Annotated in this window: 10 protein-coding genes and 2 tRNA genes; 7 read left to right on the top strand and 5 right to left on the bottom strand. The window is 39.2% G+C overall.

From position 1 onward, the window contains the following. Nucleotides 1–175 precede the first annotated feature (175 nt). Nucleotides 176–898 carry a class I SAM-dependent methyltransferase gene (locus tag AC1DG9_RS20430; RefSeq protein ID WP_288879439.1) on the top strand — a complete coding sequence of 241 codons (723 nt, stop codon included), beginning with the start codon at nucleotides 176–178 and terminating at the stop codon, nucleotides 896–898. An 84-nt stretch (nucleotides 899–982) separates the two neighbouring features. Next, nucleotides 983–1,822 (top strand): maleylpyruvate isomerase N-terminal domain-containing protein, encoded by an 840-nt coding sequence (locus AC1DG9_RS20425; protein WP_288879438.1) that lies wholly within the window; start codon nucleotides 983–985, stop codon nucleotides 1,820–1,822. Nucleotides 1,823–1,838: 16 nt separating this feature from the next. Here the strand turns inward: AC1DG9_RS20425 and AC1DG9_RS20420 are convergent, their stop codons facing one another. The 3 genes from AC1DG9_RS20420 to AC1DG9_RS20410 all read right to left on the bottom strand — a co-directional run bounded on the left by AC1DG9_RS20420 (nucleotide 1,839) and on the right by AC1DG9_RS20410 (nucleotide 6,513). Beyond that, the gene (locus tag AC1DG9_RS20420) at nucleotides 1,839–2,483 is read right to left on the bottom strand and encodes a class I SAM-dependent methyltransferase (protein ID WP_288879437.1); all 645 of its coding nucleotides are present in this window, start codon (nucleotides 2,481–2,483) and stop codon (nucleotides 1,839–1,841) included. Between the two features lie 368 nt (nucleotides 2,484–2,851). Continuing rightward, a complete protein-coding gene (locus AC1DG9_RS20415) occupies nucleotides 2,852–4,192 on the bottom strand; it encodes a PepSY-associated TM helix domain-containing protein (protein WP_288879435.1) in 1,341 nt (446 codons plus the stop codon). Continuing rightward, on the bottom strand, nucleotides 4,192–6,513 hold the full coding sequence (locus tag AC1DG9_RS20410) for a TonB-dependent siderophore receptor (protein ID WP_477635146.1): 2,322 nt from the start codon (nucleotides 6,511–6,513) through the stop codon (nucleotides 4,192–4,194). The genes AC1DG9_RS20415 and AC1DG9_RS20410 overlap by 1 nt, the downstream gene beginning before the upstream one ends. Nucleotides 6,514–6,771: 258 nt before the next feature. Here AC1DG9_RS20410 and katG point away from each other — a divergent pair, with 258 nt between their 5' ends. The 4 genes from katG (at nucleotide 6,772) to AC1DG9_RS20390 (ending at nucleotide 9,646) form a co-directional block, all read left to right on the top strand. Beyond that, nucleotides 6,772–8,652: a catalase/peroxidase HPI gene (katG, locus tag AC1DG9_RS20405; protein ID WP_477635145.1), complete on the top strand. Its 1,881-nt coding sequence runs from the start codon at nucleotides 6,772–6,774 to the stop codon at nucleotides 8,650–8,652. Between the two features lie 15 nt (nucleotides 8,653–8,667). After that, nucleotides 8,668–9,048, top strand: a complete 381-nt coding sequence (locus AC1DG9_RS20400) for a hypothetical protein (RefSeq protein ID WP_477635144.1) — start codon at nucleotides 8,668–8,670, stop codon at nucleotides 9,046–9,048. A gap of 443 nt (nucleotides 9,049–9,491) precedes the next feature. Beyond that, a tRNA-Pro gene (locus tag AC1DG9_RS20395) sits at nucleotides 9,492–9,565 on the top strand. An 8-nt stretch (nucleotides 9,566–9,573) separates the two neighbouring features. Continuing rightward, nucleotides 9,574–9,646 (top strand) — tRNA-Ile (locus AC1DG9_RS20390). A 143-nt stretch (nucleotides 9,647–9,789) separates the two neighbouring features. Here the strand turns inward: AC1DG9_RS20390 and AC1DG9_RS20385 are convergent. Continuing rightward, nucleotides 9,790–10,494, bottom strand: coding sequence for a peptidase associated/transthyretin-like domain-containing protein (locus AC1DG9_RS20385; protein WP_337716337.1), 705 nt, complete (start codon nucleotides 10,492–10,494; stop codon nucleotides 9,790–9,792). A gap of 245 nt (nucleotides 10,495–10,739) precedes the next feature. Here AC1DG9_RS20385 and AC1DG9_RS20380 point away from each other — a divergent pair, with 245 nt between their 5' ends. Continuing rightward, on the top strand, nucleotides 10,740–11,669 hold the full coding sequence (locus tag AC1DG9_RS20380) for an SRPBCC family protein (RefSeq protein ID WP_288879433.1): 930 nt from the start codon (nucleotides 10,740–10,742) through the stop codon (nucleotides 11,667–11,669). Between the two features lie 54 nt (nucleotides 11,670–11,723). Here AC1DG9_RS20380 and AC1DG9_RS20375 read toward each other — a convergent pair. Next, nucleotides 11,724–13,107: glutaminase domain-containing protein (locus AC1DG9_RS20375; RefSeq protein ID WP_477635143.1), on the bottom strand; the 1,384-nt coding region annotated here is incomplete at its 5' end.

The following is a 13,107-nucleotide window of genomic DNA, read 5'->3' as shown; positions in this document are numbered from 1 at the left end:
ATAAAAAGTTTTGTTGCGGCTTTTGTAAAATGCAATTCTTCTGCAACAGTTTTAAAATATAAAAGATGTCTGAGTTCCATATTTATAATACCTATTGGGTATCGTGAATTGATAAAATTGATATTTTTCAAATATGATAAAAGGAGTTAGGTTTGACAAATGAAAAATTTAAAATATGAAAACAGAATATTTAAAAAAGGCCACTAACGACGAAATTAAGGCAAGGTTCGATAATGATGTTGAACGCTTTTCAAATCTTGAAGTGGGTCAGCAAACAACCATTGACGCCCCACTTACCATGGAGTTATGTACAGAGGCAGCAAAATACATTAATCCACATGCAAAAGAATTACTGGATATAGGTTGCGGTGCGGGTAATTATACCTTAAAAATGCTAAGCAAAATTCCTGAATTGAATTGTACACTGAATGATTTGAGCATGCCAATGTTAGAACGGGCAAAAGAAAGGGTATCTGCAAAAACTAATGGTAAGGTAAATGTGATACAAGATGATATGCGTAATCTTGATTTACCAGATAATCACTTTGATGTGGTGTTGGCTGCCGCCACATTCCATCATTTACGTACTGATGCCGACTGGGAACTTGTTTTTACTAAATTATACATTGCATTGAAACCAGGTGGTAGTATTTGGATTTCTGACTTAATTACCCATGACTGTGAATTGATAAATAAGCTTTTTCAGGATAAGTACAGGGCATACCTTGAAACTTTGGGCGGACCTGAATATGCACAAAAAGTATTTGATTATATTGCTTACGAGGATACACCGCGTTCCTTAAGCTATCAGCTCGCTTTGTTAAGTAAAGTTGGGTTCAAAGAGATTGAAATACTGCATAAGAATTCTTATTTCGCAGCATTTGGAGCAATAAAGTAAGGTCAGTTGAACAATAAATTTCTGGAATTCATTATTTTTATATCACTCCCGAAAGAAAATAATAATTAAAACGTTTGTTATTTTATGACAACCCAGACGAAAATCCCTATTGATGTAGTTCATTTGCTACCTGTTCTTGATAAGAAACTGCTTGATTTACTGAAATCACTTAAACCCGGAGATTGGCAAAAACAGACTATTGCAAAACTTTGGACAGTTAAGGATGTAGCTGCACATTTGCTAGACGGTAATATTCGCGTGCTTTCCATTCTTCGTGATCATCACTTCGGTGAACATCCAGAAGGAAATTCTTATCAGGACTTGGTTGATTTCCTGAACAGACTTAATGCTGACTGGGTAAAGGCTATGAAAAGAGTAAGTCCGGAAATGCTTATTTTTCTTCTTGAAATAACCGGTCAGCAATTTTGTGACTATCTTAAATCTTTGAATCCTTTGGATAAATCTGTCTTAGCAGTTGGCTGGACTGGTGAATCAGAAAGTAAAAACTGGACAGAAATATCGCGTCAGTATACAGAAAAGTGGCTACATCAACAGCAAATAAGAGCTGCTGTAAATAAACCAGATCTAATGACGCCTGAGCTTTATTATCCCTTTATTGATATTTTTATGCTTGCTCTTCCACACACATACAGATCAATAACCGCAGATGACGGGTCAATTGTAAAGGTTACTGTTACAACGGACGTTGGTGGTTCGTGGTATTTGCTTCGTACTGAGAATAAATGGATATTGACAAAAAAACAAACAGAAACACCAACAACTGAAATTATTATTGATCCTGAAACCTCATGGAAGCTATTTTCAAAAAGCTTGCGACCAGAACAAGTAAAAGACAAAGTGAAAATTAGTGGTAATCAGGAGCTTGGGCTAATTGCGCTGACAATGCTTTCTGTTATGGCTTAAGAATTTATTTTAAGTATCAGATATTAAGGCAATTATTTTGTCTGTAAAAAACAGAAGTACACTTAGATATGATTACTCCGGGTGCAATTCCCGAAAACGGAATATGCTTAAATCCATTTTCAATTAAAAAGGAAACCCCCTCTGCATATTGATCTCTTTCTGAATCATCTAATACCACCACGCCTTCTTCTGTTAAAGATTCGAGAGCCTGTTTACAGCAGTTTACCCTATCTCTTCCATCCACAATGATTACGTCAAATTTCTTTCCGGTATTAGCTGCACTCCTGCAGTAATCTCCGTTGGGAACAAGCTCACAAAAAATCAGATGGACATTATTTAGGTTGGAGGCTTTATTTGTTTTAAACCATATTTTATCATGTTCAACAGAATAAACCTCTCCGGCTAAATTGGCGTAAAAGAATGTCGAATTACCAGAACCAAATTCAAATACGCGTTGCTGTTTATTCAGGCGTTCTTTAATAAAATCGATGAAAGAATAGGTTACCCAGGCAATAGGTTTTCCGGTCTCGTCGATAGCAGATTTTGTTTTATATGCATCAAACCATCCTCTATCAGCAAGATAGCCTTTGAAACCCAGGGACAATAATACCTTTAGTTTGTTAGGCTGGAATAGGGTTAACGGAGATATTTTATTTTTCATATGGGGATAATCGTAGTATATTAAATTGTATATGTGTAATATACATAAATTGTAACGACTTCAATTATCCTTTATTGCTATATCATATGTAGAGCGAGGTTCATGTGTGGATGTTTAAAATTACGCAGGCAGAAAGATTAAGGCACTTAACATAAGTATAGTGTATGAAATTATTCCTGCCAGCAAGAAATACTTGTTGGCGCGTAAAATTCCAATTATTAAGCTGATAATGCAAAGAGCTGTTGCCGATAAGGTGTGGCTGTAATCTCCTTTTGCCAGTAAATAAATGAGGTGGACAAGGGCTATATTTCCAGCTATTAACGCTGTGGGGATCAGTTTGTGCTGGATTAAAGAAAAAGCTTTCATGTTCATATGATGCTGGCTTTTGGTTTCATTTTTTTAAGGATATAATTTGTAATGGCATAAATGATGAATATGGCCAGTGTACCATTTACAATGATTGCAGCAATAAAGGAAGCCTGACGGTAACCGATAAACATGCTGATCATAGCAATGATAATAAGAATTAACAAAATCAGGATAGAATAAATGAAAGTAGTTTTTAAAGGACTAATGGCTCTTTTTTTCATCTTATCCGTGCGGTGTAAATACACTACAAAACCACTGATCGACAAAAAGGCACTTGTAAGGCCAAGAACGGCATATAATATTTTTAAACCTAAACCGCCAAAATCACCAAAATGAAGAGCCTCTTGTACCGAATAAAATTTATCTCTGAATGATGCTTTGCTGATGTCGCATTTGAATAAGGGTTTGTAAGTAGTCTTGGAAATAACAAGCGAGTTTATGTTTCTTTCGTATATCTGGCCGTCTATGCTGCCATGAATTTCGATAGTAGCTGTTCCGTCCTCAGAGGCACGCATATAACCTGGCTTAAGACCGGGAAATTCTTGTTTTGCTACTTTAAATACTTTATTCCAATGTACCGCAATGTTTGCATCCTCTTTCTTATCTATGATTACCTCAGCCTTAAAATCATTAGGGGCTTTAATGTCAAACCATTGCATCAGTTTAGGTTGCAAGCCTAACCAGGCACCGGAACACGCGATTACAAAATTGAAAGCCAGCGCGCTTATACCCAATATTTTATGCCAATCAGCCATTAAAATGCGCACATTCTTCTTGCGGATTTTTGGATAAGGCTGTTTTTTCATAAAGTTCCCATAGATCAGAAAACCGGTAATGGTTACTACTACAAAGGCCACTCCAGCTAAACCTACAAGCTGTCGACCCCAAAAACCTTCGTACAAACGTACGTGCATTTGCCTTAGGTAATTAGCCAGCGAGTTTTGTCGGTCGCGATTGCCCAGGATTTTATCATGCACCGGATCAACAAACAGAGAATAGGACTGATTTGACGCTTTGTCTTTGCCTTTTACAACAAAACTGAAGGTGGCTATGCCTTCCGGCCTGTCGGGCATATCGATCAGTAAACTAGCCATCTTGGGATACTGCTTTTTAGCTTCGGTAAACGCATTATCAATTTTGGGTAGTGCAGGCGCCGAAAGAGGGGTAGTATAAACCGAATAATAACGCCGTTGGATCCAGCCGTCGATCTCAGGGATGAAAACAGCGATTGCGCCAGTTAGGCAAAGAATACCAATCACAATGCCTGTGTACAAGCCCGCCCAATGATGAATTTTCCAGAGCAAATTATGCCCCTTTTTATCGTTATTATTCGGTTTCATTAGAATGTATAACCAATTCCAATCATGAAATTTCTTGGTGCACCCGGATACAATCTATTAAAATCATATCCACCAACCCAATGGGTTTTGTTGAATACGTTGTTCAGGTTACCCGAAATTTTGAACTTATCAATACTATAATATAGCGCTGCACTGAATAGTGTATATTCAGGAAGTTCCAATATCGTATTCAGAGTGTTTCTTTTGCCGGTGTAATTTACACCAGCACCTATACCAAGACCTTTTAGGTCAGGGTTCAGGAATGTGTATTTTGCCCATAAACCGCCTTGCGCTTTTGGAGCATTGGCATTCAACAGGCCTACATTTTCAGGTTTGTCGCTTTTTGTGGTTTCAGCCCTGCTGATTGCAAAGTTTGCTGTAACACTGAAATTTGGCATAATGGCACCATTGATGTCGATCTCAATACCCTTAGCGCGTTGCTGGCCTTCTTGTCTGAGTTCTTCGGTATTTCCAGGGTTGCCAGCGTTGATTAATACATTTTTCTGCTCTATTCGATAAAACGAAAGGTTGGCAGAAAGTCGTTTTTCAAAGAATTCAGTTTTTGCACCCACTTCATACATGTTACTGATTAGGGGATCAAATGGACCGCCGAATCGGACTGGATCTCCAATCTGAGCAACACTTTGTGGCTGATAACCTTCAGCATAAGTACCATAGAAGCTTACCTGATCTAAAGGCGTATAAACCAAACCAAGTCTAGGTATGAGTGCTTTTTGTTCTACCTTTTTCTCATCCGGTTTTTTATATCTGTTGATATCTGTATAGTATTCTTGTCTTAGGGCCAGTAAAGCCTGAAATTTGCCAAAGCTGATCTGATCCTGGATGTAAATCCCATGAACATAATATTTGGCAGGATCAGTTTGTGAAGAGGTATTGATGTAGCCGGAAATTTCAGAAATGGAATAATCAGGATTTACGAGGTCAAAATGAGGAACATTTGGCACCGGATTGCCGTCTTTCATCACAAAAAGTCCAGGTGTGTTTTTGTTATAATTACCCACTGTACCATCCAGTTTACGATATCCTGTTGCATTATAATTGGAATTACCTATAGGTGATTCATTTTGGATATAATCGTATCCTGTAACTACTTTATGTTTTAAAGGCCCTGTTTCGAAGTCTGTAACAAAATATGCGGTAATGTTATCGCTATAATTTTTTCCTTGTCTGCGGATGGTCTGCATTTCCATCTTTGTAGGAATTGAAACTCCGGCAGCATCTACTGCGTACCTGTTTGAAGTACGGTGCTCAAGTAAGTCCTCATCATACATAAACTTCATATAAGAGGCATTGAAAGTCACATTTTTGGTGATTTTTCTTTGTAGTGATGTGGTAACGTACAAATTTGTTTCATTCTCGAAATCATTTCTTTTTCCAAGAGCAAAAGAAATAGGGGTGGAGTTAAGGTCAGTTCCGGCAGTAGCGCCAAATATTGGCTGACCGCGGTCTAAGCGACTTTTGGTTTTAGAATATACAAAGTCAAAGTTCACTTGTGTTTTGTCATCAGGGATGAATGAAATGGACGGTGCAATAACAATATCCTCACCACCTTGTAGTACCCGGAATGACTCTGCATTTTGGTAAGCAAGGTTCAGGCGGTAAAGTAAAGTCTTGGTATCGTTCATAGGGCCCGTGAAATCTGCCATCAGCCTGTTGGTATTGTAACTTCCTGTAGAGAAATTGATTGATTTCCTGGCCTCGTCTAGCGGTTTCTTCGTCACGGTGTTCACTGTACCTCCCGGGTCTGTGTTTGCGAATAAGGCAGATGCCGGGCCTTTTATTACCTCTATACGCTCTACGTTTGGAAGCAAGGGTTGGCTCCAGCTGCTAGTAGGGGTTCTCAGACCGTTAATTAATGCATTGCTGGATCTGAATCCTCTCACCTGTGGTACATACCGCAGGGGAGTTTCCGTTTTTGTTCCGGAAAAGGATTTGGTATTCTTATATGCCTGTTCTTTCCTTCCGGTTATCTCTACACCTTGCAATTCGTTGTCTTTATTCTCCAATTGGATGGTTAATTGTGTTTTCCCATTTTGAACGTTAAACTTTGTGCTCTGTGTTTCATAACCAATATAAGAAGCAATAAAGCTATAAGAGCTGGGCGTAAGATCGGAAAACTCGAAAAGACCATCCTGATCAGTGATCTGAATCAAATTCTTTTCTACCAATTTGACGGTGGCTCCAGGAATGGGTTTGTTGGATTTGTCTGTTATTTTGCCATTTATGCTTAGCTGGGCTGATGCTACCTGAGCAACTAGAGACAAACAAATAAAAGAGAGCGCAGCGTAAAGTATCTTCATGTAAGGCTTATTTAGATTAATTAAAAATAATAGCCAAATATAAGAAGAGTTTTAATATTAGCAACATTGAATGTGTTACATTTTAAACAGTTTTAGAGTGGCTTAGTCCTTAAGGAATTATAGATTTATACTTGCCGTAATAGATTTTACCTATTGAATTATAGAATTAAATGATTGTGATTATTAGTCCTAATATCATAAATTTATAAATAGTCAGAACACGACTTGCAAACAGTTCAATACCATAAATTGATAAAAATGGAAAAAGAATCAAACGATATCAGTAAATGCCCATTTCATAATGGTAGCATGAAACACAATGTTGGCGGTGGCGGCACCAGAAACCGTGACTGGTGGCCCAACCAATTAAAGTTAAGCATCCTGCGTCAGCATTCCTCGTTGTCGAACCCACTGGGCGAAGATTTTAACTATACAGAGGCTTTTAAAAGCCTTGATCTGGAAGCCGTAAAAAAAGATCTTCATGCACTTATGACTGACTCCCAGGACTGGTGGCCGGCAGACTTTGGACATTATGGTGGTTTGTTTATCCGCATGGCATGGCATAGTGCCGGTACGTATCGTGTGGGTGATGGCCGAGGTGGAGCAGGCGCAGGGCAGCAACGTTTTGCCCCGCTTAATAGTTGGCCAGATAATGTGAGCCTTGATAAAGCCCGCAGGCTACTTTGGCCTATTAAACAAAAATACGGTAATAAGATTTCATGGGCCGATTTGATGATTCTTACCGGAAATATCGCACTCGAATCAATGGGCTTTAAAACTTTTGGTTTTGCCGGTGGGCGTCCAGACGTTTGGGAACCGGATGAGGATGTGTATTGGGGTTCTGAGACCACATGGCTTGGTGGTGACCTGCGTTATACGCACGGATCAGAAGGTGTTGAAGAGAACCACGGAGTAGTGGTGTCTGACGACAATGCAGACGGTAAAATCCACTCGCGCAATCTGGAGAAACCATTGGCTGCCGTACAGATGGGACTTATTTATGTAAATCCTGAAGGACCTGATGGTAATCCAGATCCTATTGCCGCAGCTAAAGACATCCGCGATACTTTTGGTCGTATGGCAATGAACGATGAAGAAACGGTTGCTTTAATTGCAGGAGGTCATAGTTTTGGTAAGACTCATGGAGCTGCACCAGCTACTAATGTAGGCAAAGAGCCTGAAGCCGTTGACCTGGATATGCAGGGTCTTGGCTGGAGCAACAGTTATGGCTCAGGTAAAGGTGCTGATGCTATTACAAGTGGGCTTGAAGTAATCTGGACAACAACACCAACCCAATGGAGCAATAATTTCTTTGAAAACCTGCTTGGTTTTGAATGGCAACTTACTAAAAGTCCGGCTGGTGCACACCAGTGGGTAGCTAAAGATGCAGGAGATATTATTCCGGATGCATTTGATAGTTCAAAAAAACATGCACCTAGTATGCTTACAACTGATCTTGCCTTGAGGTTTGATCCTGCCTACGAAAAAATATCGAGACGTTTTCTGGAAAACCCGGATGAATTTGCAGATGCTTTTGCCCGTGCTTGGTTCAAATTAACACACCGTGATATGGGACCACGTGCGCGGTACCTTGGGCCGGATGTGCCTACAGAAGAATTGATTTGGCAAGATCCGATTCCTGCAGTTGACCATAAGCTAATAGACGAGAATGATATTACCGCATTGAAGGCAAAAGTATTGGAATCGGGATTGAGTGTATCAGAACTGGTTTCTACAGCATGGGCATCAGCTTCCACTTTCCGTGGTTCAGACAAAAGGGGTGGGGCTAATGGTGCTCGTATTCGCCTGGCCCCTCAAAAATACTGGCAGGTGAATAATCCATCGCAGTTACAAAAGGTGCTCGATAAGTTAGAAAGTATTCAGAAAGATTTTAATAGTGTACAGTCTGACGGTAAAAAAGTTTCTTTAGCAGATTTGATCGTACTGGCAGGTGGTGCAGGTATTGAAAAAGCAGCGAAGGATGCAGGACATACCGTTACGGTGCCTTTTGCATCTGGCCGTGCAGATGCTTCGCAGGAACAAACCGATGTGGAATCTGTGGGTTATCTGGAGCCAATTGCTGATGGTTTCCGCAATTATCGTAAATCAAAAATTCCTGTATCTACTGAAGAGTTATAGATAGATAAAGCGCATTTGCTGACTCTTTCTGCGCCTGAGTTAACAGTCTTAGTAGGAGGGCTGCGTGCATTGAATACAAATTTTGATGGTTCAAAACATGGTATTTTCACTTCTCGTTCGGGACAGCTTACTAACGATTTCTTTGTAAATCTGCTGGATATGAGAACCTCATGGAAAGCCGTATCTCAAGATAGAGAACTATATGAAGGCAGTGATCGTACTACTGGTGAGATAAAGTGGACCGCAACTCGTGCAGATCTTGTGTTTGGCTCTAACTCAGAATTGAGAGCTATTGCGGAAGTATATGGAAGCGCCGATGCCCAAAGTAAGTTTGTGAAAGACTTTGTAGCGGCCTGGAGTAAAGTAATGAATTTAGATAGGTTTGATTTATTGTAATTAGATCACTCTTTCTAGATAAGATTTTGATGGGCACCACTTATAACAAGATTACTGTTATAAGTGGTGCTTTTCTTATAGTTGTTGAGGAAAAATGGTAATCAATAAAAAAAATATTTTTTGGATAGCTGAAAATTTGTGTATTATTGCAGCATGAAAACAACATCAATACAAAGCTTTATACCGCAGCCGATTTATCGGAGGGGATAGCTATGTATTGAATAAAAATATTTAAAACAAAGAGTCCTCTTAGGTAAGCCTGAGAGGACTCTTTGTTTTAGCAAGAAATTTTATACCATTTAATATGAAAACTACATCAATACAAAACTTTATACCACAACCGATTTATCGAAGGGGATAGCTATGTATTGAATGAAATATTTAAAACAAAAGAGTCCTCTTAGATAACCTAAGGGGACTCTTTTGTTTTAACAAGAATTTTTAGAGTAATATATCAATTGGTCAGATTACCTGCTTTGGGAGCAGGAGGTTCCCGGTTCGAATCCGGGTTACTCTACATAAAATGGAAATATAGCTCAATGGTTAGAGCAGTACTCTTATACGGTACCGGTTAAAGGTTCGAGTCCTTTTATTTCCACTTATTTTCCTGTGGTGCAATGGTAGCACGTCTGATTTTGGTTCAGAAGATTGTGGTTCGAGTCCATACAGGAAAACTTAAAGGAAATATTTATTGGCAGCCTTTGGATAAAAGGTCTACATTTAAATAATAATACGATTTTCTTATTTGTTACTTTTCAAGGAAGGCGAAACCTTTTTTTCTGGTGGTAAAGCCTTAAATTCTTTATATGCGGCCATTAGGTAAAACTTCATATCCTCCTCATTCATCCTGTCTAGTTTTTTTATTGTTGGCCTGTACAATACCATAAAATAATCCAGTTCAGCTCCAGTGAGCGGAGTGTATGTTTTAACTACCTTTTCATTAAATCGCTGATCGATCTTGCGCTCGGTTTTCTCACGTTCCAGTTTCCTTTTAAACCGTCTGGCAAACTTTCCCTCCCGACTAAAATACCTGGAAGGAGAGAAAATGAATGGTTGGTTCTTTGCCAGTTTAATTGCCTGTGCTTTTCGATATACATCTGCATATTGTATTTCAGGATTAAATGCCTCAGCTTTGATTTCTACAGTATTAAGAAATCTATTGTTTAGTGTCATATACTTGCGTATAGGCTTTGCATTTATCAAAAACAGGGTGTCGGAAAAGTAACCAGGCTGATTAAAAATTAATATTTGATTAGGAATAGCCCTAATATTAAACTCGCCTTTGGCATTAGTGATTGCCTTTTCTTTGGAAGTACCATTCGTTACTTCTACGTTTTCTAACTTGAGGCGTGAATCTCTGTCAACCACTGTACCAGTAACAACTTGAGATGAAACCTGTAGGACCAGAAAGAATTGTAAAACTAAAAGAAGAGCTGTTAAACGCATATCTAAAGTTATGTAATTATGATGGTTTACTTTTCGAATCCATTGAGCGCCAGGTGTTAAATAGTGTTAAAGTCGATTGATATAATCGGTAACTTCAAAAACTATTAACAACATTGTCTAAATCAACCCCTAAGAAAGTCTATTATACACCTCTTATCGATCTGTGTTTGTCTGTAATTTTGAATTAGAAAGCATCTGGCAAATGGATGCAGGAATATATTTTTTAAATAATAATTCTTACGACTATGAAAAATGAAGATTTCACAACAACGATTTTAGTTGATGCCACAGCATCGGATGTTTTTAGTGCTATTAATAATGTACGTGGCTGGTGGTCTGAAAATATTGACGGAGACACAGACAAACTTAATAGTGAGTTTTTATATCATTACCAGGATGTCCATCGCGCCAAAATGCGGATTACTGAGCTTGTGCCAAACAAAAAAGTGGCTTGGCATGTGCTTGATAACTATTTCAAATTTACTAAAGATGAGTCTGAGTGGAAAGATACTAATGTAGTCTTTGAGATCTCTGAAAAAGATGGTAAAACGCAATTGAAATTTACACACCAGGGGTTGGTGCCAGATTATGAGTGTTTTAATGTCTGCCACGATGCATGGACACATTATATACAAGATAGTTTGAAAGATCTTATTTTAACAGGTAAAGGTGATGCAACACCTAAGGATGTAGAAGAAGGGACTCTTAAAACGCAGTTGCCAGAGAATGAGCTTTCAAGAGAACAAACAAAAAGTATTTATCACAAACTACTTATTGAAGCACCGGTAGAAAAGGTTTATAGTGCCCTAACCACCCAAAAAGGCTTAGGGGGCTGGTGGACTCCTGATACAGTTGCAAAACCTGAAGTAGGGAGTATTGCCAGGTTTGCTTTTGGACCGAGCTACTTTAAAGAAATGGAGATAACCGAACTTAAACCATACAGTAGCGTAAAATGGCTTTGCCTTAAAGCATATGAAGAGTGGGTAGGCACTACGATTACTTTTGAATTGGAGCCACATCGCAAAGGATCTACGCTATCTTTTCATCATGATGGATGGGCAGCATATACATCAGAATTTGCAGGCTGTAGTTTTGACTGGGCGCTCTTTTTAAGGAGCTTGAAATTGCTTTGTGAAACAGGCAAAGGGATTCCGTATCCGGATTTTAATAAGTAAAAATCATAGAAAATCCTGTGCCAGTAATGACACAGGATTTCAACAAAAGCCGATTTATTTTCCTTTCAGTTTGTCTGAAAAAAGTTTCATATAGAATCCACCAACTACACTTCTTGCTTTAAAGTTGTCGCGGATACCGGTATTGGAATCATAAAAATCGTTCAAAGGAACGCGTGATTCCGTTTCGATGGCATGTCTGTAAACAGGTTTTACCAGCGCTTCAAATTCCTTTTCGGTTGGAGCAAAAGTCGCCGTCCACAAGATCCAGTCATTTTTAGTATATGCCTTTCTGCTGTCCAAAGGTAAACCGAATTTGTTTTGCTTCGTCAGGTAATACTTAATTTCGGTATCATAAATCTTCTGAGGAAATAAGCTCAGATCCAAAACTTTATCCCAAACCAGGTTATACTTCTGGCTCCAGGTATTTTTGTTGTCAAAAGTCAGCGCATAATGATCGCCTGCATCAGCCATTTCTATCCATTTAGGAACCATGCTTTCGGCAATGGCTCTGTATTTGGTAGCCGTTTCTGTATAGCCTAGTGTTTCAGCCATTTGTGCATAGCTGGCAATACCTACAATTGCTTTTACTGATAAGTTTGCATTTCTTGCCAGGTGGCCTGCAAAATCATCAGTGCACAACTGTGTTTTGGGGTCCAATCCTTCCTTGGTCAGGTAATCTGCCCAAGTGGTCAGGGTTTTCCAATGCTTTTTTGCATAATTTGCATTGCCCTGTGCCTTCGCAATCGCTGCTGTAAGGATAATCATATTGCCCGATTCTTCAACTGGCATCGGTTCTCCATAAGTCTGGCCGTTAGCCAATGGGTATGTACCCAAATCGTGTGCGGCCCATGGGTGGGGATATTTTCCGCTTTCGCTGAAATAAAATATACCGTTTAACATACCTTGCAACAAAGCAGGATTGTAAATCAGGTAGAGCGGGGCAGAAGGGTAAGTTACATCAACAGTATTGATGAATCCACCACTATTATTTTCTTTAGATAACCATAAGATTTCGCCCTCAGGACTTTTTACCAAGGTATGCGCTGCAATACTCTGACGATAGCCAAGAATGCACAAGTGTGCATATTCCTTACCACCAGATTTAAGTGCATCAGCATATACTTCTTTGTTAAAAGTCTTACATTTTTGCATTACCTCTTTGTACTGATTAGCTGCATCGGTCAGTTGACCTTCCATCGTTTCCTTTCCAGAAGTGTTCCACCAAGGTCTCAGGTTTCTCTTGAAATACTGAATTGCATAAACCTCGTCGTAACCCAGCTCAACAAAGCGCTCTACCTCTGTTTGGCCAACAGTTCCAAAAGGAACGACAGTGTTTAGGGCAAGAGATTTGCCACGGGATGCAGTAGAAGCTGAGGATCCGTTTCTGAATGCATCAGCTGCAGAACTACTGTTGGTGATAAACTGTACCGCATTGCTG

Source organism: Pedobacter sp. 05L430 (genome assembly GCF_056397585.1).
This window is presented reverse-complemented; position numbering and strand designations above follow the sequence as displayed.

Bases quoted from the DNA above. Each gene is read 5' to 3' on its own strand.
- AC1DG9_RS20430 (WP_288879439.1), top strand. From the start codon at position 176: ATGAAAACAGAATATTTAAAAAAGGCCACTAACGACGAAATTAAGGCA.
- AC1DG9_RS20425 (WP_288879438.1), top strand. From the start codon at position 983: ATGACAACCCAGACGAAAATCCCTATTGATGTAGTTCATTTGCTACCT.
- AC1DG9_RS20420 (WP_288879437.1), bottom strand. From the start codon at position 2,483: ATGAAAAATAAAATATCTCCGTTAACCCTATTCCAGCCTAACAAACTA.
- AC1DG9_RS20415 (WP_288879435.1), bottom strand. From the start codon at position 4,192: ATGAAACCGAATAATAACGATAAAAAGGGGCATAATTTGCTCTGGAAA.
- AC1DG9_RS20410 (WP_477635146.1), bottom strand. From the start codon at position 6,513: ATGAAGATACTTTACGCTGCGCTCTCTTTTATTTGTTTGTCTCTAGTT.
- katG (WP_477635145.1), top strand. From the start codon at position 6,772: ATGGAAAAAGAATCAAACGATATCAGTAAATGCCCATTTCATAATGGT.
- AC1DG9_RS20385 (WP_337716337.1), bottom strand. From the start codon at position 10,494: ATGCGTTTAACAGCTCTTCTTTTAGTTTTACAATTCTTTCTGGTCCTA.
- AC1DG9_RS20380 (WP_288879433.1), top strand. From the start codon at position 10,740: ATGAAAAATGAAGATTTCACAACAACGATTTTAGTTGATGCCACAGCA.